The 25,536-nt window shown below is 60.7% G+C and carries 24 protein-coding genes; 23 read left to right on the top strand and 1 reads right to left on the bottom strand.

What is annotated here, in order from left to right; genetic code table 11:
* From CAF70_RS00215 to CAF70_RS00120, 21 genes are all read left to right on the top strand, one after another.
* Entirely contained in the window at positions 1-312 is a 312-nt protein-coding gene (locus CAF70_RS00215; RefSeq protein WP_085621402.1) for a conjugal transfer protein TrbD, read from the top strand.
* The gene (locus tag CAF70_RS00210) at positions 309-2,867 is read left to right on the top strand and encodes a VirB4 family type IV secretion/conjugal transfer ATPase (protein WP_085621401.1); all 2,559 of its coding nucleotides are present in this window, start codon (positions 309-311) and stop codon (positions 2,865-2,867) included. The genes CAF70_RS00215 and CAF70_RS00210 overlap by 4 nt, the downstream gene beginning before the upstream one ends.
* Positions 2,864-3,628, top strand: a complete 765-nt coding sequence (locus CAF70_RS00205) for a conjugal transfer protein TrbF (RefSeq protein WP_085621400.1) — start codon at positions 2,864-2,866, stop codon at positions 3,626-3,628. Before CAF70_RS00210 ends, CAF70_RS00205 begins: the two co-directional genes overlap by 4 nt.
* 10 nt (positions 3,629-3,638) lie before the next feature.
* Entirely contained in the window at positions 3,639-4,529 is an 891-nt protein-coding gene (trbG, locus tag CAF70_RS00200) for a P-type conjugative transfer protein TrbG (protein ID WP_085621399.1), read from the top strand.
* Position 4,530: 1 nt separating this feature from the next.
* A complete protein-coding gene (locus tag CAF70_RS00195) occupies positions 4,531-4,974 on the top strand; it encodes a hypothetical protein (protein WP_063912337.1) in 444 nt (147 codons plus the stop codon).
* A gap of 6 nt (positions 4,975-4,980) precedes the next feature.
* On the top strand, positions 4,981-6,372 hold the full coding sequence (locus tag CAF70_RS00190) for a TrbI/VirB10 family protein (protein WP_085621398.1): 1,392 nt from the start codon (positions 4,981-4,983) through the stop codon (positions 6,370-6,372).
* A 23-nt stretch (positions 6,373-6,395) separates the two neighbouring features.
* A complete protein-coding gene (trbJ, locus tag CAF70_RS00185; protein WP_085621397.1) occupies positions 6,396-7,184 on the top strand; it encodes a P-type conjugative transfer protein TrbJ in 789 nt (262 codons plus the stop codon).
* A 13-nt stretch (positions 7,185-7,197) separates the two neighbouring features.
* Entirely contained in the window at positions 7,198-7,434 is a 237-nt protein-coding gene (locus CAF70_RS26015) for a hypothetical protein (RefSeq protein ID WP_143491494.1), read from the top strand.
* Positions 7,435-7,454: 20 nt separating this feature from the next.
* Entirely contained in the window at positions 7,455-9,128 is a 1,674-nt protein-coding gene (gene trbL / locus CAF70_RS00180; protein ID WP_256573234.1) for a P-type conjugative transfer protein TrbL, read from the top strand.
* 13 nt (positions 9,129-9,141) lie between these two features.
* Positions 9,142-9,444, top strand: coding sequence for a TrbM/KikA/MpfK family conjugal transfer protein (locus CAF70_RS00175; protein WP_085621395.1), 303 nt, complete (start codon positions 9,142-9,144; stop codon positions 9,442-9,444).
* Between the two features lie 12 nt (positions 9,445-9,456).
* On the top strand, positions 9,457-10,062 hold the full coding sequence (locus CAF70_RS00170) for a transglycosylase SLT domain-containing protein (protein WP_085621394.1): 606 nt from the start codon (positions 9,457-9,459) through the stop codon (positions 10,060-10,062).
* Between the two features lie 191 nt (positions 10,063-10,253).
* A complete protein-coding gene (locus CAF70_RS00165) occupies positions 10,254-10,880 on the top strand; it encodes a hypothetical protein (RefSeq protein WP_256573233.1) in 627 nt (208 codons plus the stop codon).
* A 70-nt stretch (positions 10,881-10,950) separates the two neighbouring features.
* Positions 10,951-12,645, top strand: coding sequence for a DUF2235 domain-containing protein (locus CAF70_RS00160; protein ID WP_085621392.1), 1,695 nt, complete (start codon positions 10,951-10,953; stop codon positions 12,643-12,645).
* A gap of 128 nt (positions 12,646-12,773) precedes the next feature.
* Positions 12,774-13,400 (top strand): hypothetical protein, encoded by a 627-nt coding sequence (locus CAF70_RS00155; protein ID WP_143491493.1) that lies wholly within the window; start codon positions 12,774-12,776, stop codon positions 13,398-13,400.
* Between the two features lie 67 nt (positions 13,401-13,467).
* A complete protein-coding gene (locus tag CAF70_RS00150; RefSeq protein ID WP_085621390.1) occupies positions 13,468-15,159 on the top strand; it encodes a DUF2235 domain-containing protein in 1,692 nt (563 codons plus the stop codon).
* On the top strand, positions 15,156-15,926 hold the full coding sequence (locus tag CAF70_RS00145) for a TraX family protein (protein ID WP_256573232.1): 771 nt from the start codon (positions 15,156-15,158) through the stop codon (positions 15,924-15,926). The genes CAF70_RS00150 and CAF70_RS00145 overlap by 4 nt, the downstream gene beginning before the upstream one ends.
* An 11-nt stretch (positions 15,927-15,937) precedes the next feature.
* Positions 15,938-16,477: an IncP plasmid survival protein KfrC family protein gene (locus CAF70_RS00140; RefSeq protein WP_143491492.1), complete on the top strand. Its 540-nt coding sequence runs from the start codon at positions 15,938-15,940 to the stop codon at positions 16,475-16,477.
* A gap of 43 nt (positions 16,478-16,520) precedes the next feature.
* Complete coding sequence (locus CAF70_RS00135) at positions 16,521-18,359, top strand: type IV secretory system conjugative DNA transfer family protein (protein WP_085621388.1); 1,839 nt, start codon at positions 16,521-16,523, stop codon at positions 18,357-18,359.
* Entirely contained in the window at positions 18,356-18,895 is a 540-nt protein-coding gene (traF, locus tag CAF70_RS00130; RefSeq protein WP_085621387.1) for a conjugative transfer signal peptidase TraF, read from the top strand. Before CAF70_RS00135 ends, traF begins: the two co-directional genes overlap by 4 nt.
* Positions 18,896-19,183: 288 nt before the next feature.
* Positions 19,184-19,903, top strand: a complete 720-nt coding sequence (locus CAF70_RS00125; RefSeq protein WP_085621386.1) for a carbonic anhydrase — start codon at positions 19,184-19,186, stop codon at positions 19,901-19,903.
* A 191-nt stretch (positions 19,904-20,094) separates the two neighbouring features.
* The gene (locus CAF70_RS00120; protein ID WP_085621385.1) at positions 20,095-21,627 is read left to right on the top strand and encodes a SulP family inorganic anion transporter; all 1,533 of its coding nucleotides are present in this window, start codon (positions 20,095-20,097) and stop codon (positions 21,625-21,627) included.
* Between the two features lie 130 nt (positions 21,628-21,757).
* Here CAF70_RS00120 and CAF70_RS00115 read toward each other — a convergent pair whose 3' ends face one another.
* On the bottom strand, positions 21,758-22,399 hold the full coding sequence (locus CAF70_RS00115) for a hypothetical protein (RefSeq protein WP_085621384.1): 642 nt from the start codon (positions 22,397-22,399) through the stop codon (positions 21,758-21,760).
* A gap of 369 nt (positions 22,400-22,768) precedes the next feature.
* Here CAF70_RS00115 and coxB point away from each other — a divergent pair, with 369 nt between their 5' ends.
* Together coxB and ctaD are read left to right on the top strand one after the other, a co-directional pair.
* Positions 22,769-23,896 (top strand): cytochrome c oxidase subunit II, encoded by a 1,128-nt coding sequence (gene coxB, locus CAF70_RS00110; RefSeq protein ID WP_085621383.1) that lies wholly within the window; start codon positions 22,769-22,771, stop codon positions 23,894-23,896.
* A gap of 43 nt (positions 23,897-23,939) precedes the next feature.
* Positions 23,940-25,529 carry a cytochrome c oxidase subunit I gene (gene ctaD / locus CAF70_RS00105; protein WP_085621382.1) on the top strand — a complete coding sequence of 530 codons (1,590 nt, stop codon included), beginning with the start codon at positions 23,940-23,942 and terminating at the stop codon, positions 25,527-25,529.
* Positions 25,530-25,536 lie beyond the last annotated feature (7 nt).

The raw sequence follows: 25,536 nt of genomic DNA, 5'->3' as shown, positions 1-25,536 counted from the left end.
ATGGCCCTGCGCACGATTCCCATCCGGCGGGCCGGAAACCGGGACAACCTGTTCATGGGCGGGGATCGCGAGCTGGTGATGTTTTCCGGGTTGCTCGCCTTCGCGCTGATCTTCAGTGCCCAGGAATTGCGGGCAACCGTGGTCGGCCTGGTGCTGTGGTTCGGTGCCCTGTTCGTGCTCCGCGTCATGGCCAAGGCCGACCCGAAGATGCGCCACGTGTACCTGCGCCATCGCCGCTACAAGTCCTATTACCCGGCGCGTAGCACGCCGTTCAGGGACAATCCTCCAAGTCAGGGAAGTCAATACAAATGATCGAAGGTATTGCGTATGCCATCGCTGCCCTCGGTGTTTTGCTGGTACTGCTGCTGGTTCAACGCCTGCTGCAGGTGGATGCCGAACTCAAGCTGAAGAAGCATCGCTCGAAGGATGCCGGCCTTGCCGACCTGCTGAACCATGCGGCGATGGTCGACGATGGCGTTATCGTGGGCAAGAACGGTGCCTTCATGGCCGCCTGGCTGTACCGCGGAGATGACAACGCCAGCAGCACCGAAGCGCAGCGCGAACTGGTTTCGCTGCGCATCAACCAGGCCTTGGCCGGCCTGGGTAACGGCTGGATGATCCACGTCGATGCGGTGCGCCGGCCGGCGTCGAACTACTCTGCAAAAGGTGTCTCGCACTTCGCTGACAGCCTGACTGCAGCCATCGACGAAGAGCGCCGTGCGTACTTCGAATCGCTGGGGACCATGTACGAAGGTTATTTCGTGCTGACCCTCACCTATTTCCCACCGATGCTGGCGCAACAGAAATTCGTTGAACTGATGTTCGACGACGACACTGCGCCGCCAGACGCCAAGGTTCGTACACGTAACCTGATCGAGCAATTCAAGCGTGACTGTCTCGGCGTCGAAGGCAGCCTTTCCTCGGTGCTCAAGTTGACGCGCCTCAAAGGCAACCGCATGGTCACCGAGGAAGGTGCCGAGATCACCCATGACGACCTGCTCAGCTGGGTGCAGTTCTGTGTCACTGGTGTAAGCCAGCCGGTCCTGCTGCCGAGCAACCCGATGTACCTGGATGCTGTCATCGGCGGCAAGGAACTTTGGGGGGGCGTAGTACCCAAAATTGGTCGCAATTTCGTCCAGGTAGTGGCCATCGAGGGGTTCCCGCTGGAGTCAGCCCCCGGCATTCTCGCGGCACTGGCTGAACTGCCTTGCGAATACCGCTGGTCCAGCCGCTTCATTTTCATGGACACCCATGAGGCGGTCCAGCACCTGGAAAAGTACCGCAAGAAGTGGAAGCAGAAAGTTCGCGGTTTCTTCGACCAGGTATTCAATACCAACAATGGCAACATCGACCAGGACGCCCTGGCCATGGTGCAGGACGCCGCCGACGCGATCGCCGAAGTCAATAGCGGCCTGGTTGCGCAGGGGTACTACACCAGTGTAGTGGTGCTCATGAATGAGGACCGTGCCCAGCTGGAAGAAGCTGCCCGCAAGGTCGAGAAAGCCATCGAGCGCATGGGCTTCGCCGCCCGCATCGAATCGATCAACACGCTCGACGCCTACCTCGGCAGCCTGCCTGGGCACGGCGTGGAAAACGTGCGGCGGCCGCTGATCAACACCCTCAACCTGGCCGACCTGCTGCCTACCAGCAGCATCTGGACCGGCAGTGCCGATGCCCCCTGCCCGCTCTACCCGCCCCTGTCACCAGCGCTGATGCACTGCGTGACCAGCGGTGCCACACCGTTCCGCCTGAACCTGCACGTGCGTGACCTGGGCCATACCTTCATGTTCGGCCCGACCGGCGCTGGCAAGTCGACACACCTGGCACTGATTGCAGCCCAGCTGCGTCGCTATCAGGGCATGTCGATTTTCGCCTTCGACAAGGGCATGTCCATGTACCCGCTGGCGGCCGGTATTCGTGCTGAAAGCGGAGGTCAGTCCGGTCGTCACTTTACCGTGGCGGCAGACGACGAGCGCCTGGCCTTCTGCCCGTTGCAATTCCTGGAAACCAAGGGCGACCGCGCCTGGGCGATGGAATGGCTGGACACCGTACTGGCGCTCAATGGCCTGGAAACCACCGCAGCGCAGCGCAACGAGATCGGCCATGCGGTAATGACCATGTACCGCGACGGCTCCCGCACGCTGTCCGAGTTCTGCATCATCGTGCAGGACGAGGCCGTGCGTGAAACCCTGCGCCAGTACACCGTCGACGGCACGATGGGCCACTTGCTCGATGCCGAGGAGGACGGCCTGGCGCTGTCCGACTTCACCGTGTTCGAGATCGAGGAGCTGATGAACCTGGGCGACAAGTACGCCTTGCCGGTGCTTCTGTACCTGTTCCGCCGCATTGAATGCGCACTCAAGGGGCAGCCCGCGGTGATCATTCTCGACGAAGCCTGGCTGATGCTCGGTCACCCTGCCTTCCGCGAGAAAATCCGCGAGTGGCTCAAGGTATTGCGTAAAGCCAACTGCCTGGTGCTGATGGCCACCCAGAGCCTGTCGGACGCGGCCAATTCGGGGATCCTCGATGTCATCGTCGAGTCCACTGCCACCAAGATCTTCCTGCCCAACGTCTATGCCCGCGACGAGGACACTGCTGCCCTCTACCGGCGCATGGGGCTGAACGCCCGGCAGATCGAAATCCTCGCCACGGCTGTTCCCAAGCGCCAGTACTACTACGTATCGGAGAACGGCCGACGCCTCTACGACCTGGCTCTGGGCCCGTTGGCGCTGGCCTTCGTCGGCTCCTCCGACAAAGAGTCGGTGGCCGCCATCAAGCGCCTGGAAGCCAAGTACGGTGATGGCTGGGTGGCCGAATGGCTGGCGGCCAGGGGCCTCAGATTGAACGACTATGGAGTGGCCGCATGAGCCTCGCTGAAAGCATCAAGGGGATGGTCATGAAACGCCCCGCCAAAGCTTCCGCCATGAACGGTGAAAGCAACACGGCCGGGCCCAAGGGCGCCGTCCTCGATAACCCGTACCTGACCGCCCGTCGTACGTGGAACGACCATGTTGGTAGCGTGGTGACTTCGCGGCAGTCCTGGCAGGTGGTAGGCATCCTTTCGATGATGGTCGCCCTCGCCGGTGTCGGCGGCATCATCCATATCGGTAGCCAGTCCAAGTTCGTGCCTTACGTCGTGGAAGTCGACAAGCTCGGCCAACCGATGGCGGTCGCGCCGGCGCAGGTGGCCCAGCCCGTCGACCTGCGGGTGGTGAAGTCACAAGTGGCCTTGTTTATCGCGGATGCCCGCACGGTTACACCGGATGTCGCGCTTCTGCGCAAATCGATCTTCCGCCTGTACGCCTTGCTGGCGCCGAACGACGCAGCAACGCAGAAGATGAACGAGTGGCTCAATGGCACCAAGGAATCGAGCCCGTTCCTGCGTGCAGCCGAGGAAACCGTCAGCGTCGATATCCGCTCGGTCATGCAGCAGACCCCGGAAACCTGGCAGGTCGATTGGGAAGAAGTCACCCGTGACCGCCAGGGCCTGATCAAGAGCAAGGCCAACTGGCGTGCCCTGGTGACCACCTATACCGCCGAACCCACTACCCAGACCAGCGAAGAGCAAATACGGATGAACCCGATCGGGACGTACGTGCGCGACTTCTCCTGGTCCAAGCAACTCTGAAGGACCGACCATGAACCGTTACCTTTGCGCCATCCTCGCGGCACTCCTGCCCGCGTTCGCACAGGCCGCGCCAGGAACAAGCCAGGCCGATCTGTACTTCTCCGATGCCAATCCGACCCTCACGCCGCAAGAGAAGGCCGCGTTGGCCATTTCCCAGCGTTGGCAGCAGGCCAGCGCCACCGGCATCAAGCCAGTGGACGGCGGCGACGGCACCGCCCGCTTCATTTACGGCGCCCAGCAGCCGAGTATCGTCTGTGCCGTGCTGCAGGTCTGCGACATCGCCCTGCAAGCCGGTGAGCAGGTCAACTCGATCAACCTTGGCGACACTGCACGCTGGACGGTCGAGCCGGCCATCACCGGCATGGGCGAGAGCGAGGTCCAGCACCTGATCATCAAGCCGATGGACGTGGGGCTGGAAACTTCCCTGGTGGTCACCACCAACCGTCGCACCTACCACTTCAAGTTGCGCTCGCACCGTACCCAGTACATGCCGCAAGTTGCCTTCACCTATCCGGAAGAGGCACTGGCGAAATGGAACCTGATCAAGAACCGCGAAGCGACCGAGCGCAAGAAGGCGACCATCCCGGAAACCGGCGAGTACCTGGGCAACCTGAGCTTCGACTACACCGTCAGCGGCGATACCTCGTGGAAGCCGGTGCGGGTCTACAACGACGGCAGCAAGACCATCATCCAGATGCCGCGCAGCATGGCTCAGACCGAAGCGCCGTCGCTGTTGGTGGTGCGCAAGGACGGTGGCTGGTTCCGCGATGACGAGACCGTGATGGTCAACTATCGCATCCAGGGTGACCGCTACATCGTCGACACCGTGTTCGACAAGGCCATCCTGATTGCCGGTGTCGGCAAGTCCCAGGACCGTATCACCATCCAGCGGGGTAAATGATATGCGCGCATGGATCGCATTGTTCGCCCCCCTCTGGCTTGCCGCCTGTGCAAGCGGCCCATATGGCAACTTCGCCGAGCGCACCACGCCGGCAATCAACCAGCAGCTGGCCGGTGCCACTGTGCGCCAGCTGGCCGTGGTACACCCGCCGGCCAGCACGCGCCTGCGGATCAACCAGGAAACCCCCGATGGCTATGGCGCCTCGCTGGTGAGCACGCTGCGCGCCGCAGGCTTCTCGGTGCAGGAGTTCGACCCCAAGGCCCAGCCTGCGCCAACGCCGGCCGGTACGGTTGCGCCGCTGCCAGTCAACTATATCGTCGATGCGCCCAAGGACAGCGAGCTGTTCCGCGTCACCCTGCTGGTCGGGCGTGAATCCCTGAGCCGCGTCTACGCGGTACAGAACGGCCGCCTGTTGGCCGCTGGTGCCTGGGTGCGCAAGGAGTGACGAGCAATGAGTAACATGAACGACGCCATGTCTCCAGACGCGTCCCCCGGCAAGCTGAACCGCAGCGCTGGTGTGCGCAGGGTCAACAACTGGCCGATGTACATCATTGGCGGTGCTGCCATGACCTTCTTGCTGATCATGCTGCTGGTCGCAGCCGATCGTGCGGAGAAGCAGAACAAGCCGGTGGAAAAGGAAGCTGAAAAAGCCGGCAACAGCAGCCTGTTTGCGCAGCAGATCAACGGCATCGATTCGGATGGGATCATCCCGAGCAAGGCCGAGCCGCCGGCCTTGCCGGTGCTGGACAACACGCAAACCCAGCCGGCCGGCCTGCAGGTTGTGCGACCGACCAACCTCGACGCACCACCCATGCCACCGCGTGAAATGCTGTCAGACGTCAATGCCGAAGAGCTCGAGCGCATTCGGCGCATGAAGATGCAGCAGCTCCAGGAAGCCGTTCAGGCACGCAGCACCGTGCAGGTCACGGCGCCACGCAGCGCGGGCTCGAGTGCTGCTGGCGGTGCTGGTGGCCCGCTCAGCCAGCAGGACGCCCTGGCCCGTATCGCTGCCGCACGTCAGCGCCTGGATGAACAATCGCGCAGTGATCCAAATGCGGCCTTCAAAGCCCGACTGGCCGAGTTGCGCTCTGCTGGCATTGGTGCGGGCGCGGGCGGCGGTGCTGGAGCAGAAAGCGATTCGCCATTCCTGATGCAGGCCTCGGCCAGCAGCGGCAAGGACTACAAGCAGTTCGGCAGCACCCCCGGCGAAGATCGCTGGCGACTGGATGCCAGTCCTGAGGCGCCACGCAGCCCCTATGAACTGCGTGCAGGCTTTGTTATCCCAGCCATGCTGGTGTCCGGTATCAATTCCGATTTACCGGGGCAGATCATGGCCCAGATATCACAGGCCGTGTACGACACCGCCACCGGCAAGCACCTGCTGCTTCCGCAAGGCTCGCGCCTGGTCGGCAGCTACTCCAGCGATGTTGCCTACGGTCAGAAGCGCGTGCTGGTAGCTTGGCAGCGCATCATCTTCCCTGATGGCAAGGCGATGGACATCGGCTCGATGCCAGGCGCAGACATGGGCGGCTACTCCGGCTTCGAAGACAAGACAAACAACCACTACGTGCGGATCTTCGGGTCGGCCCTGTTGATGTCCGGCATCGTCGCAGGTATCAGCCTCAGCCAGGACCGTGCCAGTAGCGACAGCTCCGACCGCGAGACGGCCAGCAGTGCCATGAGTGAAGCGCTCGGCCAGCAACTCGGTCAGGTTACCGCGCAGATGATCGCCAAGAACCTGAACATTGCACCCACGTTGGAAATCCGTCCGGGGTATCGCTTCAACGTGATGGTGACCAAGGACCTGACGTTCTCGAAGCCTTACCAGTCTTTCGATTACTGATGAAACACGCCAAGGAGAGGAACATGAAGTCTACGACGTTAGTGAAGCCGGCGATTGTGCTGTTGGCCGCTCTTGGTTTTAGCCTGCAGGTAAATGCAGGCATCCCAGTTATTGATGGGGCAAACGTTGCCTTGAATCAGGTCACGATGGCCGAAAGCATCGCGCAGACGGCCAAGCAGGTTCAGGAGTACACAACTCAGATGAACCAGTATCGGACCCAGCTGGAGCAGTACGAGAATATGATCAAGAATACTGCTGCGCCAGCTGCCTACATCTGGGACCAGGCCAATGCGACCATCAGCAAGCTGATGCAAGCGCAGGACATGCTTAACTATTACACCAATAAAGCCGGCAGTCTCGACTCGTATTTGGACAAGTTTCAAGATACAAGCTACTACAAAAGTTCTCCTTGCTTTACTAGCAACGGTTGCAGCCCTGAAGATGAAGCCGCTCTGGTAAAACAGGAAGAGCTTGCTTCTGGGGCGCGGAAGGAGGCCAGCGATGCATTGTTCAAGAGTATTTCGCAGCAACAAAAAAACTTGACTGCGGACGCTCAGCAACTGGAAAGGTTGCAGTCGGCAGCTTCATCAGCAGACGGCCAGATGAAGGCCATTCAGTTTGCGAACCAACTTGCTAGCCAGCAGGCCAACCAGTTGCTGCAAATTCGTAGTTTGATGATGGCGCAGCAAAGTGCATATGCAGTTCAACAGCAGGCGGAGCTCGATCGACAGGCCAAGGCCACAGCTGCAGGCAAGGAGCTTCGTCAAGGGGGCTTTCAGAAAAGCTCCTCTACTCAAGGCCTAATTCGTTAAGCGGGAGAGAATTATGTATAGAAAAGTTGTTTTTTCATCGGTCGTGGTCGTATTGGTTTCTGCGCTTTCTGGCTGCTTTGAAGATGTTAAAGAACCGACGTGTTCTGATCTGCGTAGTAACGATATAGAAACACTAAAAAAGCAAGAAGGGAAATTCCCTGATTTAATGCGTAATCTGCGCGAAAAATGTCCAAATCAAGGTACAGGCGGTTTTCAACCGAGCACTGCGACTAAAGGTCTTATCAGGTAGGGATATCTCAGATGAGGTCAATGTTGAAAACGCTTGCATCGTTAATGGTTGTGTTTTTTTGTAACACGGCCATGGCAGCTATTGACAACAAAGATGTACTTAACAAAGTCGTTGATCGTTACGAGGCTGTTGCATCGACGTGGGCGGCAACAATCGGTGGCTATGCAACGTGGCTGTTCTGGTGCTTGGTTACGATCAGCCTGGTTTGGACATTTGGCCTCATGGCATTAAGAAAAGCCGACATAGGAGAGTTTTTTTCAGAGTTTATTCGCTTCATCGTGTTTACCGGGTTTTTCTACTGGTTGCTTGCCAATGCGGCTAGCTGCGGTACTGCTGCCTGCCCGTCAGGGCAAGGGATAGGACCCTCGATAATCAACGGGGTTGCCCGCATCGGCGCGCAAGCAGCCGGAATTTCCGATACTGTTACGCCTTCGTCGATTGTGGACATTGGGTTTGAGCTGTTCGACAAGGTTTCCGACAACTCCACATGGTGGGAGCCCGTTGATAGTGTCGTCGGTTTTATCATGGCGGGTATCATTCTGGTCGTATTGGCGTTGGTCGCCATTAACATGTTGCTTCTGCTGATTACCGGCTGGGTCATGATGTATGCCGGCATATTTTTCCTCGGTTTCGGTGGTTCGCGTTGGACTTCGGATATGGCTCTTAATTATTTTAAAGCCGTTCTGGGGCTTGGAGCGCAACTCATGACAATGGCGCTACTGGTTGGAATTGGTAAAAGTTTTCTGGACGAATACTACCGAGGTATGCAAAACGGTCTCCATTTTCAAGAAATGGCGGTCATCATGATCATTGCCATCACCTTGTTGGTTTTAGTCAATAAGGTACCCGGTGCCGTTGCTGGAATCATGTCTGGTGCGAGTATCAGCAATTCCGGAATTGGCAATTTCGGTGCCGGTGCGGTGGTGGGGGCTGCCAGTATGGCGGCGTCGGCACTCAAAACTGGTGCATCTGCTGTGATGGGGGCGGCTTCCGGTATTGCGGGTGGCGGGCAATCTTTGTATGCAGCATTCAAAAGCGCCCAATCCAATGTGTCAGCAGGCACGGACCTCGCATCGCGCATGTTCGGTGGTAGTGGCGGTGGCGGCGCGAGCCCTTTGGGAGCCGCCATGGGCTTGGCTTCAGCTGCATCCGGAGGAATAGGGGGAGGTTCTTCAGGCTCAGGTGGCCTATCCCAATCTTCGTCGGGTGGTGGAGAATCTGGCGCTGGTACGAAGGGCTCCGACGGTTCGTCGGGTGGCGGCGCTGGTGCCGTGACTCAAGGCGCTGGAGAAAATGGCACACCAGGTGGTGGAAGCGCCCAAGATAGCAGCGATAGTGGCGGGGGTGGCGGTATGGCCCAAGCTGCCGCCAATAGTGGGGGGGCAGCAAACAGCGAAGGTACCACGAAGGGCCAGGTTCCCGTGGCCTCCGGTGGCATTGGCGCCAGCAGCAAACCCAGCAAAATGGGCACCGCCGGTCGCATTGCCTTGGATATGAGTGCCAACCTGGTTTCTGGGATGGGACGAATGGCCCAGGCACGTATCGATCAGACCATGGGAGGGAAGCTGGCTGCGGAAATCTCTAATGCAGGTTTGAGCCAGCGCGCCAACCTCAACACCGGTTCGTCCAGTCGTGACTTCGACCCGGCCACCGAAGTGGCGGCCTATCGCGACAGTAAACAGGAAAACGTTTGAACAAGGAGTGCTCATGAGTTCCGTTAGATTCCTCCCCATAGCCGCGCTAATTGTCGGTTTTAGCGTCGCCCTCCCCGCCGAAGCCCGCGACCCATGCGCCACGGTGTTGTGCATGTGGGGCAAGCTCAAGGGCGCCGGCGTGGTGGAAAACTGCGACGGCCCGGTCGCCGACTACTTCAGCATCGTCAAGCGGAAGAAAGGCAAGATCAAGCTGAGCCAGACCGCTGACGCCCGTAAGTCCTTCCTCGACAGCTGCCCGAAGGCGGACCCGAGCGCGACCAGGTCGATCAACAACAAGTTCGGCAAGGTCATCTGAGGCGCGCCCGGGATGCCATTCGTTGCCGACGCACCGCCCCCGGCCCTCAGCGAGCCGGTCGCCTGTTCGATCATGGCCGCCGTGAAGTACGAGCTGCCGGTGAACATCGTGCTCGCTGTGGCCGCCCAGGAGGGCGGCAAGCCTGGCCAGTGGGTGCGCAACCGCAACGGCACCTACGACGTGGGGCCTATGCAGTTCAATACCTCGTACCTGCGCGAACTCTCGCGCTATGGCATCACCCCCGAGGATGTCGAACAGGGTGGCTGCTACTCCTACGACCTAGCGGCCTGGCGCCTGCGTGGCCATGTGCGTAATGACCGCGGCGACCTGTGGACGCGGGTGGCCAACTATCATTCGCGCACGCCAACGATCAATGCGCGCTACCGCCATCAGGTGATGCGTCGCGCGGCCTGGTGGGCCGACTGGCTCGATGAGCGCTTCGCCACGCAGCAGGTGGCGCAAGGTGCGGTGTTATCCAGCGTGCCGAGCGAGGTTCCGGTGGCGACTGCCGAAACGGCTCCAGCGGTGCAGGCGGCTGTCGTACGGCAGCCGGTCACGTCGCAAACCGCCCCTACGTCGGCCTATGTACCCCGTGGACTGGTGACGGGGAGCAGGTGAGAGAGGTCTTGGATGGCGCATTGCGAAATCCTGCGCAGCGCGGTTGTGAGACGGTCGTTACTGCTGAACTACACGACTAGTGGCCCCTGGCCACAGGTTTATCGATATTCTTCGCCTCACGCAAGGCGACTTGAGCTGCGACGTGACATCAAACAGGGACACGCCGAGAGCCATGTTCAGGGAGATTGAGATTGAACGGTAAAACCATCGATGCGAAAGCATCCAGTTCGGGCACAGCCTATAGCCTCACCTCTGACCTCTGGTCGCGGCTGCGCCTGGGCTCGCTCATCCCTTTAGCGCTGGGGATTTGTGTGCTCCTGCCTGCCACTTCATCTTCGCTTCAAGCCAAGGAGATTTCCATGCAAGACAATCAAGGCCAGTATCAACCCTACACCCCGGGCATGAAGTTGCCTGATGGTGTGTTTCCGCCCATGCCAGGCTACACCCATGCAGACCTTATCGCGGCAGCCCAGGTGCGTGTGGAGGCACTCATGAAGGAGCAGGGTATCGATCCGACCCTGATGCGGGAGTCGTTGATTGCTCTGGCGTCTCACCTGAACACGCAGTTCGAGAAGGAAGGCGTCGAGTACCAGGTAGCCAGCTGGTATCAGAAGCCTTATGACGACCCGTCCGCACGTGCCCGTAGTGTCGAGCGAATGGGTGAAGATTTTGGCGGTGCAGCCGTCGACGCGGCAGCCGATTCGCTGAGTGGCTCGCCGTTGTTGCTCAAGGGCAAAGAGTTCTACAAGGCATACATTGGTGCGGCCGGTGATGGCGTGCATGACCTTATCGTGACCCTGAATAAAAAGAGTTCCTGAGGAAACGTCGGCGCGGCGACGCGCCGGTGGATTTACGTTTTAGGCACGTGGCACTTCATAGGGATATGACATGGGCGATGCATTGCGCTTCACGGTGTATTTCGACGGCACCGGCAACAACAAAGATCTGAATACACCTGAGGGCACGCAAACCAACGTAGCTCGGCTATTCGACCTGGATACGGCCAAAGGCACCAATCTGGCGCGCAATTCGGGGCATGTCCCGCAGCAATACGATGCCCAGGAGCGCTCCGGCCAATCGGAAAAGGTCTACTTCGACGGGGTTGGCAGTCAAGGCAAGACCTCGGCGCGCTCAGCCCTGGAGGGCGGCACCGGGTTGGGTGGCCAGGAGCGTATCGACCAGGCGTACGACGCCATCGTTGCTTTCCACAACAAGTACCCAGACCAGAAGATCGACGTGAATATCGTCGGCTTCAGCCGTGGTGCCGCACAGTCCCGAGCACTGGCCAATGAATTCATCGAGCGCGGCGTACCCAAGCTGGATGAGCAGGGCAAGGCGACCGGCGATTTCCTGATTCCTCCCGGCCAGGCCCATGTGAACAAGCTGGGCATCTTCGATACCGTGGCTTCCTACGGCAACGCGATGTCGGATACCCACCTGGGCAAGAACCTGGAGATTGGCAAGAACGTCGACTCGACCACGCACCTGGTGGCGGCGAACGAGTACCGTGACACCTTTCGCCTGACCAGCGCCCTGCGCAATGACGACAATTCGCGTATCGAGGAGTTGAAATTCGCAGGTGCGCATTCGCAGGTTGGCGGTGGCTACAAGGACGACGTACTGGCGGCTGGCCCGCTGGCGGTGATGTATGACCGCCTGCAATCGGCCGGCATCGAGATGAAGCCGATGCAGCAGGAAGACTTGCAGCGCATCGGTCAGTACAACGAAGTGATCAAGAGCCCGGAGAAAGTCCAGGAGGCGCTGATCGATTCGCGGTTGATCAACGGCAAGGACGCGTTCACCCGTGGCGCTGACGGCGCCTTTCAGACTGTGGATAACACACCCTTCCCGATGGAGCGCGGCACGATCAATATCTTTGATCGCCAGGCCCATCCTTTCGACCACCAGACGAATGGCCGGGGAATCATTTTCGAGAATGACAACTCCTTGAGCAAGAGTGGCATTCAACGGGGCGCCGAGTCGGTTGGAAGCTGGTTCGCCGAAAAAGGCTCCCAGCTCAAGGATCGTGCATCCGAGTACCTCGGCTTGCGCAGCCGTTCCGAGCGGCAGGAAGCACGGGCAGATTCATTCGAACAGGAATTGGCCAAGTACCGGCAGGCTGCCACCCAGCAGAGCCAGGACATGGCCAGCACGATGACAGGCTCGCGACCTGATCAAAGCTTTATCAGCAGCCTGAACCTGCAACCTGTGCCAGTCCCCAAGGATCTCAAACAGGATCAGCAGCAAGACCCCCAGGCGCAGCAACGCAGTGACTCGTTCAAGGCCATGGAACAGAAGGCCCTTAGCCTCACCCCGTCGGCCAGCGTTGGCGAAGCCTCGCAAACCGGGCGCAAGGCCACCAGCGGAATGGTTGTCGACATGGACGAGCACCACATCCTGCAGAAGGTCGGCCAGACCGACCAGTTCGTCATTCATGATCGCCGCGATGTTGACCCCAGCCGCAATTTCCAGGTGGGCAAGAGCACCGCGATCGTGCATGACAAAGGTATCGGCGATCTGGCCGGCACCCTAGCTCCGAAAATGGAGCTAAGCCCTGTATTGGCCAATGCCATACGGCGCTGAGTTACCGGGATGAAGCCTTCGCCTGGTTACAGCTATATCGGTATTCTTCGCCGATTTACACTAGGCGGCAGGAGCCGCGACCACATTAAACAGGGATCCGCCGAGAGGCGTGTTCAGGGAGACAGGGATTGAACGGTACCGCCATCGGTGCGAATACATCCATTTTCGGCAACGCTTGTTGCCGCGCCGAGAGCCTCTGGTCGCGGTTGCGCCTTGGCTCGCTCATCCCTGTCGTGCTGGGAGCCTGCATGCTATTGCCTGCCATTCCGTCTGCGCTTCAAGCCAAGGAGATTTTCATGCAAGACAGTCAAGGCCAGTACCAACCTTATACACCTGGCATGAAACTGCCTGAGGGCGTTTTCCCCCCAATGCAGGGTTACACCCACGAGGACCTGATCGAGGCGGCCGGCAAGCGGGTCGAGGCCGTACTGAAAGCCAATGATGTCGATTCGACGCTGGCCAAAGAAACGCTTTTCGCCTTGGCCGATCACCTGAACCGCGCCTTCCAGTCGCAGAACGTCGAGTACCAGATTGCAACCTGGTTCAAGAAACCGTACGACGATCCTGCTGCTCGCGCACAGAGTGTTTCTGATATGGGTGAAAGCTTTGGTGCACTCGCCATCCGTGCAGCAGGCGACTCGTTGAAGGGCTCCCCATTGCTACACAAGAGTGACGCTTTCCTCAGCGCCTTCATCAATGGTGCCGGTGACGGGGTCCACGATTTGATCGTAACCCTCAACAGGCAGCATTACTGAAACGGTACGCGATAGTTTTTGGAGTGACGATCCTGTCTTGGTGCGGGATCATCCATAGGGACGTGGTATGGGCGATACCAAACGCTTTACGGTGTATTTCGACGGCACCGGGAATAATAAAGATCTGGACTTTCCTGACGGAAAGCAGACCAATGTGGCCCGTCTTTACGAATTGGACACCGCTCAAGGCAGCAACTTGGCCCGCAATTCCGGGCATCTGCCTCAGCAGTACAATGGCAATGAACGGTCCGGCCAATCGGAGAAGGTCTACTTCGATGGCGTTGGCAGCCAGCCCGATACCTCGGGTCGCTCCCTGCTCGAAGGCGGCACTGGCCTCGGTGGCCAGGAGCGTATCGATCAAGCCTACGATGCCATCGTTGCTTTTCACAACAAGTACCCAGACCAGAAGATCGACGTGAATATCGTCGGCTTCAGCCGTGGGGCCGCACAGTCCCGAGCACTGGCCAACGAATTCATCGAGCGCGGCGTACCCAAGCTGGATGAGCAGGGCAAGGCGACCGGCGATTTCCTGATTCCTCCCGGCCAGGCCCATGTGCACAAGCTGGGCATCTTCGATACCGTGGCTTCCTACGGCAACGCGATGTCGGATACCCACCTGGGCAAGAACTTGGAGATTGGCAAGAACGTCGACTCGACCACGCACCTGGTGGCGGTGAACGAGTACCGTGACACCTTTCGCCTGACCAGCGCCCTGCGCAATGACGACAATTCGCGTATCGAGGAGTTGAAATTCGCAGGTGCCCATTCGCAAGTTGGCGGTGGCTACAAGGACGACGTACTGGCGGCTGGCCCGCTGGCGGTGATGTATGACCGCCTGCAATCGGCCGGCATCGAGATGAAGCCGATGCAGAAGGAAGACTTGCAGCGCATCGCTCAGTACAACGAAGTGATCAAGAGCCCGGAGAAAGTCCAGGAGGCGCTGATCGACTCGCGCCTCAAGGAAGGTAACAAGGCTTTCACTCGTCGTGAGAATGGCTCTTTCCAGGTCGTTAACAACACGCCCTTTCCTATGGAGCGCGGTTACTTCAATCCTCTCAACCGCCAAAATAAGCCTTTTGATCATGAGACCAATGGACGAGGTGTCATTTTCGAGAATGATCAAAGTCTTGGTCGCAGTGCAATGGTGCGCGGGTTCGAGAAGATCGGGGGCCGTATAGCGGACGTCGGGCGTCAGACACTATCGGCTTCGGCGCAGTTCCTGGGCCTGGAAAACCGCAAGCAAGCGCACGCAGAAACCATGGATAGCTTGAAGCAGGCTCGTGCGCAGCTGAATGCCATCTCGCAGGAGCAGGTTACTACGATGTCCGGCGCGCTCAAGGCTTCGCAACCCACTGCGGACTATATCGAGAGTTTGAAACTTCAAGCTGTGCCAGCTCCGCAGCGAGCCAACCCAGGCCAACAGCAAAACCCCCAAGCTCATCACAGTGACTCGTTCAAGGCCATGGAAGAGAAGGCCCTTAGCCTCACCCCGTCGGCCAGCGTTGGCGAAGCCTCGCAAACCGGGCGCAAGGCCACCAGCGGAATGGTTGTCGACATGGACGAGCACCACATCCTGCAGAAGGTCGGCCAGACCGACCAGTTCGTCATTCATGACCGCCGCGATGTTGACCCGAGCCGCAACTTCCAGGTGGGCAAGAGCACCGCGATCGTGCATGACAAAGGTATCGGCGAAGTGGCCCAAAACGTCGCGTCGAAACTGGAGCTGGACGTGAGCCCGTCCCTGGCGATGCGCCGGTGAGTGAGCGTCGTCTGGTTGGTGAAATTGCAGTGCAACAAGGGCGGAAGACCTTCGCCCTGCCTCGCCTGCAATTGGCTGACGGTGCCCTGGAGGCATTGAAATGGCTGGCGTTGCTGTTGATGACCGGCGATCACGTCAACAAGTACCTGTTCAACGAGACCTTGCCGTACCTGTTCGAGGCCGGGCGGTTGGCGATGCCGCTGTTCGTGACGGTGCTGGCGTGCAATCTGGCGCGCCCGGGTGTCGGGGCAAAGGGCGCCTACCGCCGCACCGCGATGCGCTTGTGTCTGTTCGGTGTGTTGGCGACACCGCCGTTCATCGCACTGGGTGGGCTGCTGTATGGCGCCTATCCGCTGAACATTCTCTTTACCCTGCTGGTAGTCACCGTGGTGACCGCTGCTTGTGAGCGTGCGGCGGCTGGGCAAGCACGTTACTGGGCTGTCGCGCTTTGTGTGTTCGTGGTCGGCGGAGCGCTGGTCGAATTCTGGTGGCCGGCCGTGCTGCTGGGGCTGTGCGTAGGTTGGTACGTGCGGCGCCCGAATGCCATGGCTGGCGTGGGGGTCGTGGTTTCGTTGGCAGCGCTGTCGCCGATCAATGGCAACGCCTGGGCGTTCGCCGCCCTCCCGTTGCTGCTGGTGGCCGGTTGGTTGCAACCGAAGCTGCCACGCTGGCGTTGGCTGTTCTACGGCTACTACCCCCTGCATTTGCTGGCGCTTTGGTTGATCCGCATCCCGATGGCCAAGGCCGGTTATTTATTCCTGATATGAAGCAGGTGCCCATGGACAATCCGAACAAGGCCAGGACCCGGCTGGAAGATGCCGGGCAAGCCCTTGAAGCCCAGGCCCAGGCACTGGCGACCGAGCAGACCGCCCTGCTCGAAGGCAGCCCGGTGCAGGCGCGTTATACCCAGGCCCTGGGCGAGTACGTCGAGCAGAAGGCCGAACAGGCGCAAGCGCTCGAGCAGCGCCTGGAAAGCCTGGTGGAGCGCCAGCAGGCGCAACTGCAACAGAACCTGGCCGGCCGCCCGGGCTGGCTCGCCCTACCCTCCACCCGTGCCACCTGGGAACATTGCAACCAGCGCTGCCAGGCGCGCCTGCTGCAACTGCAAGGCCGTCTTGAGCGGGTGCAGGAGCTGCATCACGGCATGGGCCTTTACAGTCCGCGCATCGAGGAGCTGGCGGTGCGCCGCCTGCGTGCCGAGCAGCCCGAACTGGCCGAGCAGTGGAGCCTGCAACGCCAGGCCGAGCGCTCCCTGACCGAAGCGCAGCGGCGCAGCCAGGCCCAGGACGTAGGGCGCTCGCGCACCTCGTCGCCCTGAATGAGTATTCCCTTTTCAATTCCTTCGTTCACGGAGCGAACCTATGAAACACAATAACGCCGTCGGCCCGCAGATCCGCGGTGGCCAGCGTAGCAGCGGCAGTACCTGGCAGGCTTTGTTGGCGATCTTCTTCCTGCTCGCCGGCCTGGCTACTGCCACCCAGTACTTCGCCTACCTGTTCCAGTACCACGCGGCGTTGGGCGCCAATCTCAACGGCGTTTATGCACCGTGGATGATCCTGGTGTGGGCCGCCAACTGGTCGGGCCAGTATCAGGACCCGCTGATGCGCGCCGGCTCCCTCGGCATGCTGGTCAGTGGTGGGGGCATGATGGCGGTGATGATCATCCGCCTGATCAACAGCAACAGCGCCAAGGCCAATGCCTTTCTGCACGGTTCGGCGCGGTGGGGCGAGCGCAAGGACATCGAGAGTGCCGGCTTGCTGGCCGACGAAGGTGTGTATGTGGGCGCCTGGCTGGACAAGCGTAACAAGCTGCATTACCTGCGCCACAATGGCCCGGAACACATTCTTACGTTCGCCCCGACCCGCAGCGGCAAGGGCGTCGGCCTGGTGATTCCGACCTTGCTGTCGTGGAAGCACAGCGCAGTGATTACCGACCTCAAAGGCGAGCTATGGGCGCTGACCGCCGGCTGGCGGCAGAAGCATGCCGGCAACAGGGTGCTGCGCTTCGAGCCGGCCACGGCAAACGGCTGCGTGGGCTGGAACCCGCTGGAGGAAATCCGCCTCGGCACCGAATTCGAGGTGGGTGACGTGCAGAACCTGGCGACGCTGATCGTCGACCCGGACGGCAAGGGCCTCAACGACCACTGGCAAAAAACTTCGCAGGCGATGCTGGTGGGCTGCATCCTGCACCTGTGCTACCGCTCGCTGGATGAAGGTGGTGTAGCCAGTTTGCCGGCCCTGGACGCCATGCTCGCTGACCCGTCGCGGCCGATCAATGAGCTGTGGGAGGAAATGACTCACTACGGGCACCTCGGTGGTGAAAACCACCCGCTGGTGGGCTCTGCCGCGCGTGACATGCTTGATCGCCCGGCGGAAGAGGCCGGCTCGGTGCTGTCCACGGCCAAATCGTACCTGTCGCTGTACCGCGACCCGATCGTGGCGCGCAACGTCGCCCGCTCGGAGTTCAAGATACGCGACCTGATGAACCACGACGACCCGGTTAGCCTGTTCATCATCACCCAGCCCAACGACAAGGCGCGCCTGCGCCCGCTGGTGCGCATCCTGGTGAACATGATCGTCCGCCTGCTGGCCGACAAGATGGACTTCGAGGACGGCCGGCCCAAGGCTCATTACAAACACCGCCTGCTGATGATGCTCGATGAGTTCCCGAGCCTGGGCAAGCTCGACATCATGCAGGAGTCGCTGGCCTTTGTGGCCGGCTACGGTATCAAGTGCTACCTGATCATCCAGGACTTGTCGCAGCTGCAGGAGTTCTACGGGCAGAACGAGAGCATCACCTCCAACTGCCATATTCAGAACGCCTACCCGCCGAACCGCGTAGAAACTGCGGAGCACCTGTCCAAGCTCACTGGACAGACCACTATCGTCAAGGAGCAGATCACTACCAGTGGGCGCCGCTCCAGTGCGCTACTCGGCCAGGTGTCGCGCACCATCCAGGAAGTGCAGCGACCGTTGCTGACCACCGATGAGGCCTTGCGCATGCCCGGCCCGCGCAAGGACAGCCAGGGCAACATCCAGGAAGCCGGCGATATGGTGGTGTATTGCGCTGGCTACCCGGCGTTCTATGGCAAGCAGCCGCTGTATTTCCAGGACCCGATCTTCCTTGCCCGTGCAAAGGTGCCTGCGCCGCGTGAAAGCGACCGCACCATCGACATACATGGCTCGGCGACGCTGGCATGAGGCGCCCACTGAGCATGGCTGCGCTGTTGGGCATCCTGGTGTTGCTGCTGTTGCCGCTGGTGTTGCATGGCGGCGCCCGGATCAACGTCACCAGCAGCTTCCCGCCGGGCATTTACTGGGTAGTCGACAAGGCGCCGGAGAAAGGCGATCTGGTCATGTTCTGCCCGCCTCCGCAGCCGGTGTTCGACTTGGCCAACGCGCGAGGTTACCTCAGCAGCGGGCCATGCCCAGGGGGATACATGCGCATGATCAAGCGCCTGGTAGCAGTTGCGGGGGACGAGGTACGGATCGGCGCCGGGGGCGTTACTGTCAACGGCCTGCTGCAGCCGCGCAGCCAGCCTTTGTCCAAGGATCCCAGCGGCCGCAGCATGCCGCACCCGGCATTGACGCATTTTCGCCTGGCTGATGGCGAGGTACTGATGCTTTCCGATTACAGCCGGTTGTCGTTCGACAGTCGCTACTTTGGCGCAGTGCCTCGGGCTCAGCTGGACGAGGTGGTCAGGCCCTGGCTGGTATGGGATCGCCAGCCCCGGTAGACACTGAGGTGTGCTACCCCCCAGTACAACTCATGGGAATGAATAATTACAGTAATGGTACTTGGCAGCTGATGGTTATTTGCTATTATCCAGTTCCCGCCATGCTCATCTGGAACACCCGTTCTAGAGCCTCCGAATTAAGTTTCAATTAAGTTTTCCCCGCTAGCGTAGGAAATCAGTCCACACCGACTGTGATCTATGGCCCGTGCGTGTCATCTAAATCCCTGCATAGCCAGAATCTTTCACCGGTAAAATGGATTTACCTACACACCGTCAAGAGGATGAATCATGCCCGTCAAGGACCCATCCAAGGTCGTACCGCAGGTCCCCGCGGAGAGCGCCGATGCCGCCCTTAAGCACATCGTCGACGGCTTCCTGCGTTTTCACCATGACGTTTTCCCCGAGCAGCAAGAGCTGTTCAAGAAGCTCGCCACCGCGCAAACCCCGCGTGCCATGTTCATCACCTGCGCCGACTCGCGCATCGTTCCCGAGCTGATCACCCAGAGTTCGCCTGGCGACCTGTTCGTGACCCGTAACGTCGGTAACGTGGTCCCGCCGTATGGCCAGATGAACGGCGGCGTTTCCAGCGCCATCGAGTACGCCGTACTGGCGTTGAAAGTGCATCACATCATTGTCTGCGGCCACTCCGACTGCGGCGCCATGCGTGCGGTGCTCAACCCGCAATCGCTGACCAAGATGCCGACCGTGTCCGCTTGGTTGCGCCACGCCGAAGTGGCCCGCACCGTGGTCGAGAACAACTGCTCGTGCGGCAGCGAACACGAAACGATGCAAGTGCTGACCAAGGAAAACGTCATCGCCCAGCTGCATCACCTGCGCACCCACCCTTCGGTGGCTTCGCGCCTGGCAGCCGGTGAGCTGTTCATTCATGGCTGGGTCTACGATATCGAGACCAGCAAGATCGAAGCCTACGACGCCGCCAGCGACAGCTTCCTGCCCCTGGCTGCTGGCGAGCCGGTCCCCTGCGCTACTCCGAGAGGTCGCTACTAAGCGACCCATCCACCCGCTGAAACCTTGATAGCCGGCCGCACCCTGTAGGGGTGTGGCGCGGCCTTCGGCTGCCCTGAATTCCCTGACTGCCTGCCGGCACGCCCGCTGGCGGCCCGCGCCTGCGCGCTCGTCGGGGACAAACGTGCCCACGGCCAGAGGAATGGCTGTGTGACAAAGAAAGGAGAAACACGGTGAACATTACACAGTTGAAAGCGGCCCTGCCGCGTGAGTTGCTGGCGTCGGTGGTGGTCTTCCTGGTGGCCCTGCCGTTGTGTATGGGCATTGCGATCGCCTCTGGCATGCCGCCGGCCAAAGGTCTGATTACCGGCATTATCGGCGGCATTGTCGCAGGTTTTCTCGCCGGATCGCCGCTGCAGGTCAGTGGCCCGGCTGCCGGTCTGGCGGTATTGGTGTTCGAACTGGTGCGCCAGCATGGCATGGCCATGCTCGGGCCGATCCTGCTGCTGGCCGGCTTGCTGCAGTTGCTGGCCGGGCGCCTGCGCCTGGGCTGCTGGTTCCGGGTTACTGCGCCGGCGGTGGTGTACGGCATGCTGGCGGGTATTGGCGTGCTGATCGTGCTGTCGCAGGTGCATGTGATGTTCGACACCGCGCCGCAGCCATCCGGCATGCAGAACCTGCTGGAGTTCCCGACGACGGTGGCCGCAGCCCTGCCACGGGAAAGCGCCGGCTCCGGCTGGATGGCCGGTGCGCTGGGCCTTGGTACCATCGCCATCATGTGGGGCTGGGAGCGCCTGCGACCGCAGCGGCTGCGCTTCGTGCCGGGTGCCCTGTTGGGCGTGTCGGCCATGACGGCCATCAGCATGTGGCTGGCCTTGCCGGTGAACCGCGTACAGGTGCCGGCCGACCTGTCCGAGGCCATCGACTGGATCCGCCCTGGTGACCTGATGCAACTGGCCGACCCCACCCTGTTGGTCGCCGCTTTTGCCCTGGCCTTCATCGCCAGTGCCGAAACCTTGTTGTCGGCTGCAGCGGTTGACCGCATGCACAGCGGCCAGCGGTCGGACTTCGACCGCGAGCTGTCGGCTCAGGGTATCGGCAACATGCTGTGCGGGGTGCTGGGCGCGTTGCCGATGACCGGAGTGATCGTGCGTAGCTCGGCCAACGTGCAGGCGGGCGCGCAGACCCGGGCTTCGGCAATCTTCCATGGCTTTTGGCTGCTGGCGTTTGTGGTGGCGCTGAGCAGCGTGCTGCAGCAGATCCCGGTGGCGAGCCTGGCGGGTGTGCTGGTGTTCACCGGGGTCAAACTGGTGGATTTCAAGGCGTTTCGCGGGCTAGGCCGCTATGGCCGCATGCCGATGTTCACCTACGCGGCGACGGCGCTGGCGATCATCTTTACCGACCTGCTGACCGGCGTACTGCTGGGCTTTGCCCTGACCTTGCTGAAGCTGGCACTGAAGGCGGCGCGGTTGAAGATCAACCTGGTCAGCCTGGAGAAGGCCGGGCACATGGAATTACGGCTTAGTGGTGCCGCCACCTTCCTCAAGGTGCCGGCGCTGACCCAGGTGCTGGATAGCGTGCCGGCAGGGACCACGCTGCATGTGCCGCTGGGTAACCTGAGCTATATCGACCACTCGTGCCTTGAGCTGCTTGAAGATTGGGGCCGCAGTAATTCGGCCAATGGGTCGCGGTTGCTGATCGAGCAGCGGCGCTTGAAGCGGAGGATCGAGGGGCGGATGCGCACCACGGCGGGGGTTGGGGCCTAGAGCCGGAATCTTTGCTGCATGAGCCGGCCCTTTCGCGGGCACGCCCGCTCCCACAGGTAATCCACGGTCAGCAAGGCTGTGATTTCCCTGTGGGAGCGGGCGTGCCCGCGAAGAGGCCGGGACAGGAATGTCAGGCCGGCTGGCCCAGCTCCACCCCCAGCTGCCGTGACAGGCACGGCCAGCGCTTCCACGCCGCCCCCGTTTCCGGGCTGCTCAATTTCTCGCGGTAGGCCTCCACCGACTCCACCGCGAAGCTTTCGTCGTTCAACATTTCGTCTACCGAGTGGTGCACCACTTCATCCAGCTGGTTGGCAAACTCCTCGCCGATCAACTGGTGGGCAATCAGGTTGGCGACGGTGGTGTCGACCGGGATCAGCGGCTGCTGGAAGTGACGGATGTACAGGTCGTTCACCTCTTCCACCAGGCGGTGCGCCAGGTAGGCCTCATCCAGCAGGCAGTCCAGGCCTACATGCCCTTGCATCACGCTGGGCGGCTGCAGGAAGTAGGCTTCGGCAATTTTCAGTACAGGTTTGATCTGCGATTCGATCCCGGCTTCGCGTGCAACCTCGTGGGCGGCCTCCAGCAGTTCCGGAACCTGGTCGATGTAGGCGCTGACGAAGCGCGCCAAAGTACCCTGTGCGTCCTGCTCGGGCAGTTGGATCGAGGGGTGCAGGTGGGGCAGTTGCAGCTCGAGACGCTTTTTCAGTTGGCCGGTCTGGCCTTCGTGTTGATGGGCTTGGCTTACCTGCTCGCGTACAGCAGCGATGTTCATGACAACTCCAGGGACATTACGTTTCAAACGGAAGACACTAAATTAGCTCGACATACAGAATACCTAAGACGCATTTGTTATAAGTCGCGCAAACGTGTGCATGCTCAGGCATATCGAAACGCCATTATTGTGCCATGCCGTGTCAAGCGCGCGGTTTTCAGGCCGTTCAGGTATTTCGTCGCGTTCATTTCACGGCCTTCATTGCGTGCCGTTGGTCGCTGTCTATACTCCCGGTGAACGTGATTCGTTGATGAGGCCCGACTGCTTTTAGCAGGGGCTCGGTCGTCGAAGCCAGGCAGTCTTGACCGCCGTTCCCTCTTGCCGCAGGCCACGCCTCCGGGACTACAAGAACGAGAAGGGGAACCCGCAATGATGCGACATCCACATGTCTGGATGGGCCTCCTGTTGTGGTCGGTTTTTGGTCAGGCCAACGCCGCCTGGACCGTGAACATGCACCCAGGGGCGACGGAAGTCTCCAACGCCGTCTTCGACCTGCACATGACCATCTTCTGGATCTGCGTGATCATCGGCGTAGTTGTCTTTGGCGCGATGTTCTGGTCCATGGTCATCCACCGCCGCTCCACCGGGCAGCAGGCTGCGCATTTTCACGAGCACACCTGGGTGGAAATCCTCTGGACCGTTGTCCCTTTCCTGATCCTGGTCGCCATGGCCATCCCGGCCACCAAGACCCTCATCGACATCTACGATGCCAGCGAGTCGGACATCGATATCCAGGTTACCGGCTACCAGTGGAAGTGGCACTACAAGTACCTGGGCCAGGACGTGGAGTTCTTCAGCAACCTGGCCACCCCCGCCGACCAGATCCATAACCAGGCCCCCAAGGACGAGCACTACCTGCTCGAAGTCGACCAGCCGCTGGTGCTGCCGGTTGGCGCCAAGGTGCGCTTCCTGGTGACCGCTGCCGACGTCATCCACTCCTGGTGGGTGCCAGCCTTCGCAGTCAAGCGTGATGCCATCCCCGGCTTCGTCAACGAAGCCTGGACCCGTATCGAGAAACCCGGCATCTACCGCGGTCAGTGCACCGAGCTATGCGGCAAGGACCATGGCTTCATGCCGGTGGTAGTCGAGGTCAAGTCCAGGGCCGACTACGACACCTGGCTGGGCGAGCGCAAGGCCGAAGCTGCCAAGCTCAAGGAGCTGACCAGCAAGGAATGGACCCTGGAGGAGCTGGTGGAACGTGGTGACAAGGTCTACCACACCACCTGCGTGGCCTGTCACCAGGCCGAAGGCCAGGGCCTGCCGCCGATGTTCCCGGCGCTCAAGGGCTCGAAGATCGCCACCGGGCCGAAGGAAGGCCACCTGGGCATCGTCTTCCACGGCAAACCCGGCACCGCCATGGCCGCGTTCGGCAAGCAGCTCTCGGAAGTCGATATCGCCGCCGTGGTCACCTACGAGCGCAACGCCTGGGGCAACAACAAGGGTGACATGGTGACGCCGAAGGACGTGCTGGCGCTGAAGCAGGCAGAAGCGCAATGAACCGGGTTACTCGCGGCAATCAATGGATTGCAGGAGACAGGACATGAGTGCAGTGATCGACGACCACGCCCAGGGCCATGAGCACGCACACGGCCCGGCCAAGGGCCTGATGCGCTGGGTGCTGACTACCAACCACAAAGACATCGGCACGATGTACCTGTGGTTCAGCTTCATCATGTTCCTGCTCGGTGGCTCGTTCGCCATGGTGATCCGCGCCGAGCTGTTCCAGCCCGGGTTGCAGATCGTGGAGCCGGCGTTCTTCAACCAGATGACCACCATGCACGGCCTGATCATGGTATTCGGCGCGGTGATGCCGGCGTTCGTCGGCCTGGCCAACTGGATGATCCCGCTGATGATCGGTGCACCCGACATGGCCCTGCCACGGATGAACAACTTCAGCTTCTGGCTGCTGCCGGCGGCCTTCCTGCTGCTGGTCTCGACATTGTTCAGCCCGGGAGGCGGGCCGAATTTCGGCTGGACCTTCTACGCCCCGCTGTCCACCACCTACGCCCCGGCCAGCGTTACCTTCTTCATCTTCGCCATCCACCTGATGGGTATCAGCTCGATCATGGGCGCGATCAACGTGATCGCCACCATCCTCAACCTGCGTGCCCCGGGCATGACCCTGATGAAGATGCCGCTGTTCGTCTGGACCTGGCTGATTACCGCGTTCCTGCTGATTGCTGTGATGCCGGTGCTGGCCGGCGTGGTAACCATGATGCTGATGGACATCCATTTCGGTACCAGCTTCTTCAGTGCCGCCGGTGGCGGTGACCCGGTGCTGTTCCAGCACGTGTTCTGGTTCTTCGGCCACCCCGAGGTGTACATCATGATCCTGCCGGCCTTCGGCGCGGTCAGCTCGATCATCCCGGCATTCTCGCGCAAGCCGCTGTTCGGCTATACCTCCATGGTGTACGCCACCGGCGCCATCGCCTTCCTGTCATTCATCGTCTGGGCCCACCACATGTTCGTGGTCGGTATCCCGGTGGTCGGCGAGCTGTTCTTCATGTACGCCACCATGCTGATTGCCGTGCCAACCGGGGTGAAGGTGTTCAACTGGGTCAGCACCATGTGGGAAGGCTCGCTGACCTTCGAGACGCCGATGCTGTTCGCCATCGCCTTCGTCATCCTGTTCACCATCGGCGGTTTCAGCGGGCTGATGCTGGCCATCGCCCCGGCGGACTTCCAGTACCACGACACCTACTTCGTGGTGGCGCACTTCCACTATGTGCTGGTGCCGGGGGCGATCTTCGGCATCTTCGCCTCGGCCTATTACTGGCTGCCGAAATGGACCGGCCACATGTACGACGAAACCCTCGGCAAGCTGCACTTCTGGCTATCGTTCATCGGCATGAACATGGCCTTCTTCCCCATGCACTTTGTGGGGCTGGCCGGCATGCCACGGCGAATCCCGGACTACAACCTGCAGTTCGCCGACTTCAACATGGTGTCGTCGATTGGCGCGTTCATGTTCGGCGCCACGCAGATCTTCTTCCTGTTCATTGTCATCAAGTGCATCCGCGGCGGTGCGCCGGCACCGGCCAAGCCCTGGGATGGCGCCGAGGGCCTGGAGTGGTCGATCCCTTCGCCTGCGCCGTATCACACCTTCCAGACGCCACCGGAAGTGAAATAGGACGCGT

It is taken from the genome of Pseudomonas sp. B19(2017) (assembly GCF_002113165.1).
GTDB lineage: Bacteria > Pseudomonadota > Gammaproteobacteria > Pseudomonadales > Pseudomonadaceae > Aquipseudomonas.
The sequence above is the reverse complement of the archived record's forward strand: the minus strand, read 5'-3'. Positions and strand labels throughout refer to the sequence as shown.

What these genes read in the sequence shown, in the direction of transcription:
- CAF70_RS00175 (WP_085621395.1), top strand. Translation starts at nt 9,142, where the DNA reads ATGAGTTCCGTTAGATTCCTCCCCATAGCCGCGCTAATTGTCGGTTTT.
- CAF70_RS00125 (WP_085621386.1), top strand. Translation starts at nt 19,184, where the DNA reads ATGCCCGTCAAGGACCCATCCAAGGTCGTACCGCAGGTCCCCGCGGAG.
- coxB (WP_085621383.1), top strand. Translation starts at nt 22,769, where the DNA reads ATGATGCGACATCCACATGTCTGGATGGGCCTCCTGTTGTGGTCGGTT.
- CAF70_RS00210 (WP_085621401.1), top strand. Translation starts at nt 309, where the DNA reads ATGATCGAAGGTATTGCGTATGCCATCGCTGCCCTCGGTGTTTTGCTG.
- CAF70_RS00205 (WP_085621400.1), top strand. Translation starts at nt 2,864, where the DNA reads ATGAGCCTCGCTGAAAGCATCAAGGGGATGGTCATGAAACGCCCCGCC.
- trbG (WP_085621399.1), top strand. Translation starts at nt 3,639, where the DNA reads ATGAACCGTTACCTTTGCGCCATCCTCGCGGCACTCCTGCCCGCGTTC.
- CAF70_RS00150 (WP_085621390.1), top strand. Translation starts at nt 13,468, where the DNA reads ATGGGCGATACCAAACGCTTTACGGTGTATTTCGACGGCACCGGGAAT.
- CAF70_RS00160 (WP_085621392.1), top strand. Translation starts at nt 10,951, where the DNA reads ATGGGCGATGCATTGCGCTTCACGGTGTATTTCGACGGCACCGGCAAC.
- traF (WP_085621387.1), top strand. Translation starts at nt 18,356, where the DNA reads ATGAGGCGCCCACTGAGCATGGCTGCGCTGTTGGGCATCCTGGTGTTG.
- ctaD (WP_085621382.1), top strand. Translation starts at nt 23,940, where the DNA reads ATGAGTGCAGTGATCGACGACCACGCCCAGGGCCATGAGCACGCACAC.
- trbL (WP_256573234.1), top strand. Translation starts at nt 7,455, where the DNA reads ATGTTGAAAACGCTTGCATCGTTAATGGTTGTGTTTTTTTGTAACACG.
- CAF70_RS00195 (WP_063912337.1), top strand. Translation starts at nt 4,531, where the DNA reads ATGCGCGCATGGATCGCATTGTTCGCCCCCCTCTGGCTTGCCGCCTGT.
- trbJ (WP_085621397.1), top strand. Translation starts at nt 6,396, where the DNA reads ATGAAGTCTACGACGTTAGTGAAGCCGGCGATTGTGCTGTTGGCCGCT.
- CAF70_RS00135 (WP_085621388.1), top strand. Translation starts at nt 16,521, where the DNA reads ATGAAACACAATAACGCCGTCGGCCCGCAGATCCGCGGTGGCCAGCGT.
- CAF70_RS00170 (WP_085621394.1), top strand. Translation starts at nt 9,457, where the DNA reads ATGCCATTCGTTGCCGACGCACCGCCCCCGGCCCTCAGCGAGCCGGTC.
- CAF70_RS00215 (WP_085621402.1), top strand. Translation starts at nt 1, where the DNA reads ATGGCCCTGCGCACGATTCCCATCCGGCGGGCCGGAAACCGGGACAAC.
- CAF70_RS00140 (WP_143491492.1), top strand. Translation starts at nt 15,938, where the DNA reads ATGGACAATCCGAACAAGGCCAGGACCCGGCTGGAAGATGCCGGGCAA.
- CAF70_RS00115 (WP_085621384.1), bottom strand. Translation starts at nt 22,399, where the DNA reads ATGAACATCGCTGCTGTACGCGAGCAGGTAAGCCAAGCCCATCAACAC.
- CAF70_RS26015 (WP_143491494.1), top strand. Translation starts at nt 7,198, where the DNA reads ATGTATAGAAAAGTTGTTTTTTCATCGGTCGTGGTCGTATTGGTTTCT.
- CAF70_RS00190 (WP_085621398.1), top strand. Translation starts at nt 4,981, where the DNA reads ATGAGTAACATGAACGACGCCATGTCTCCAGACGCGTCCCCCGGCAAG.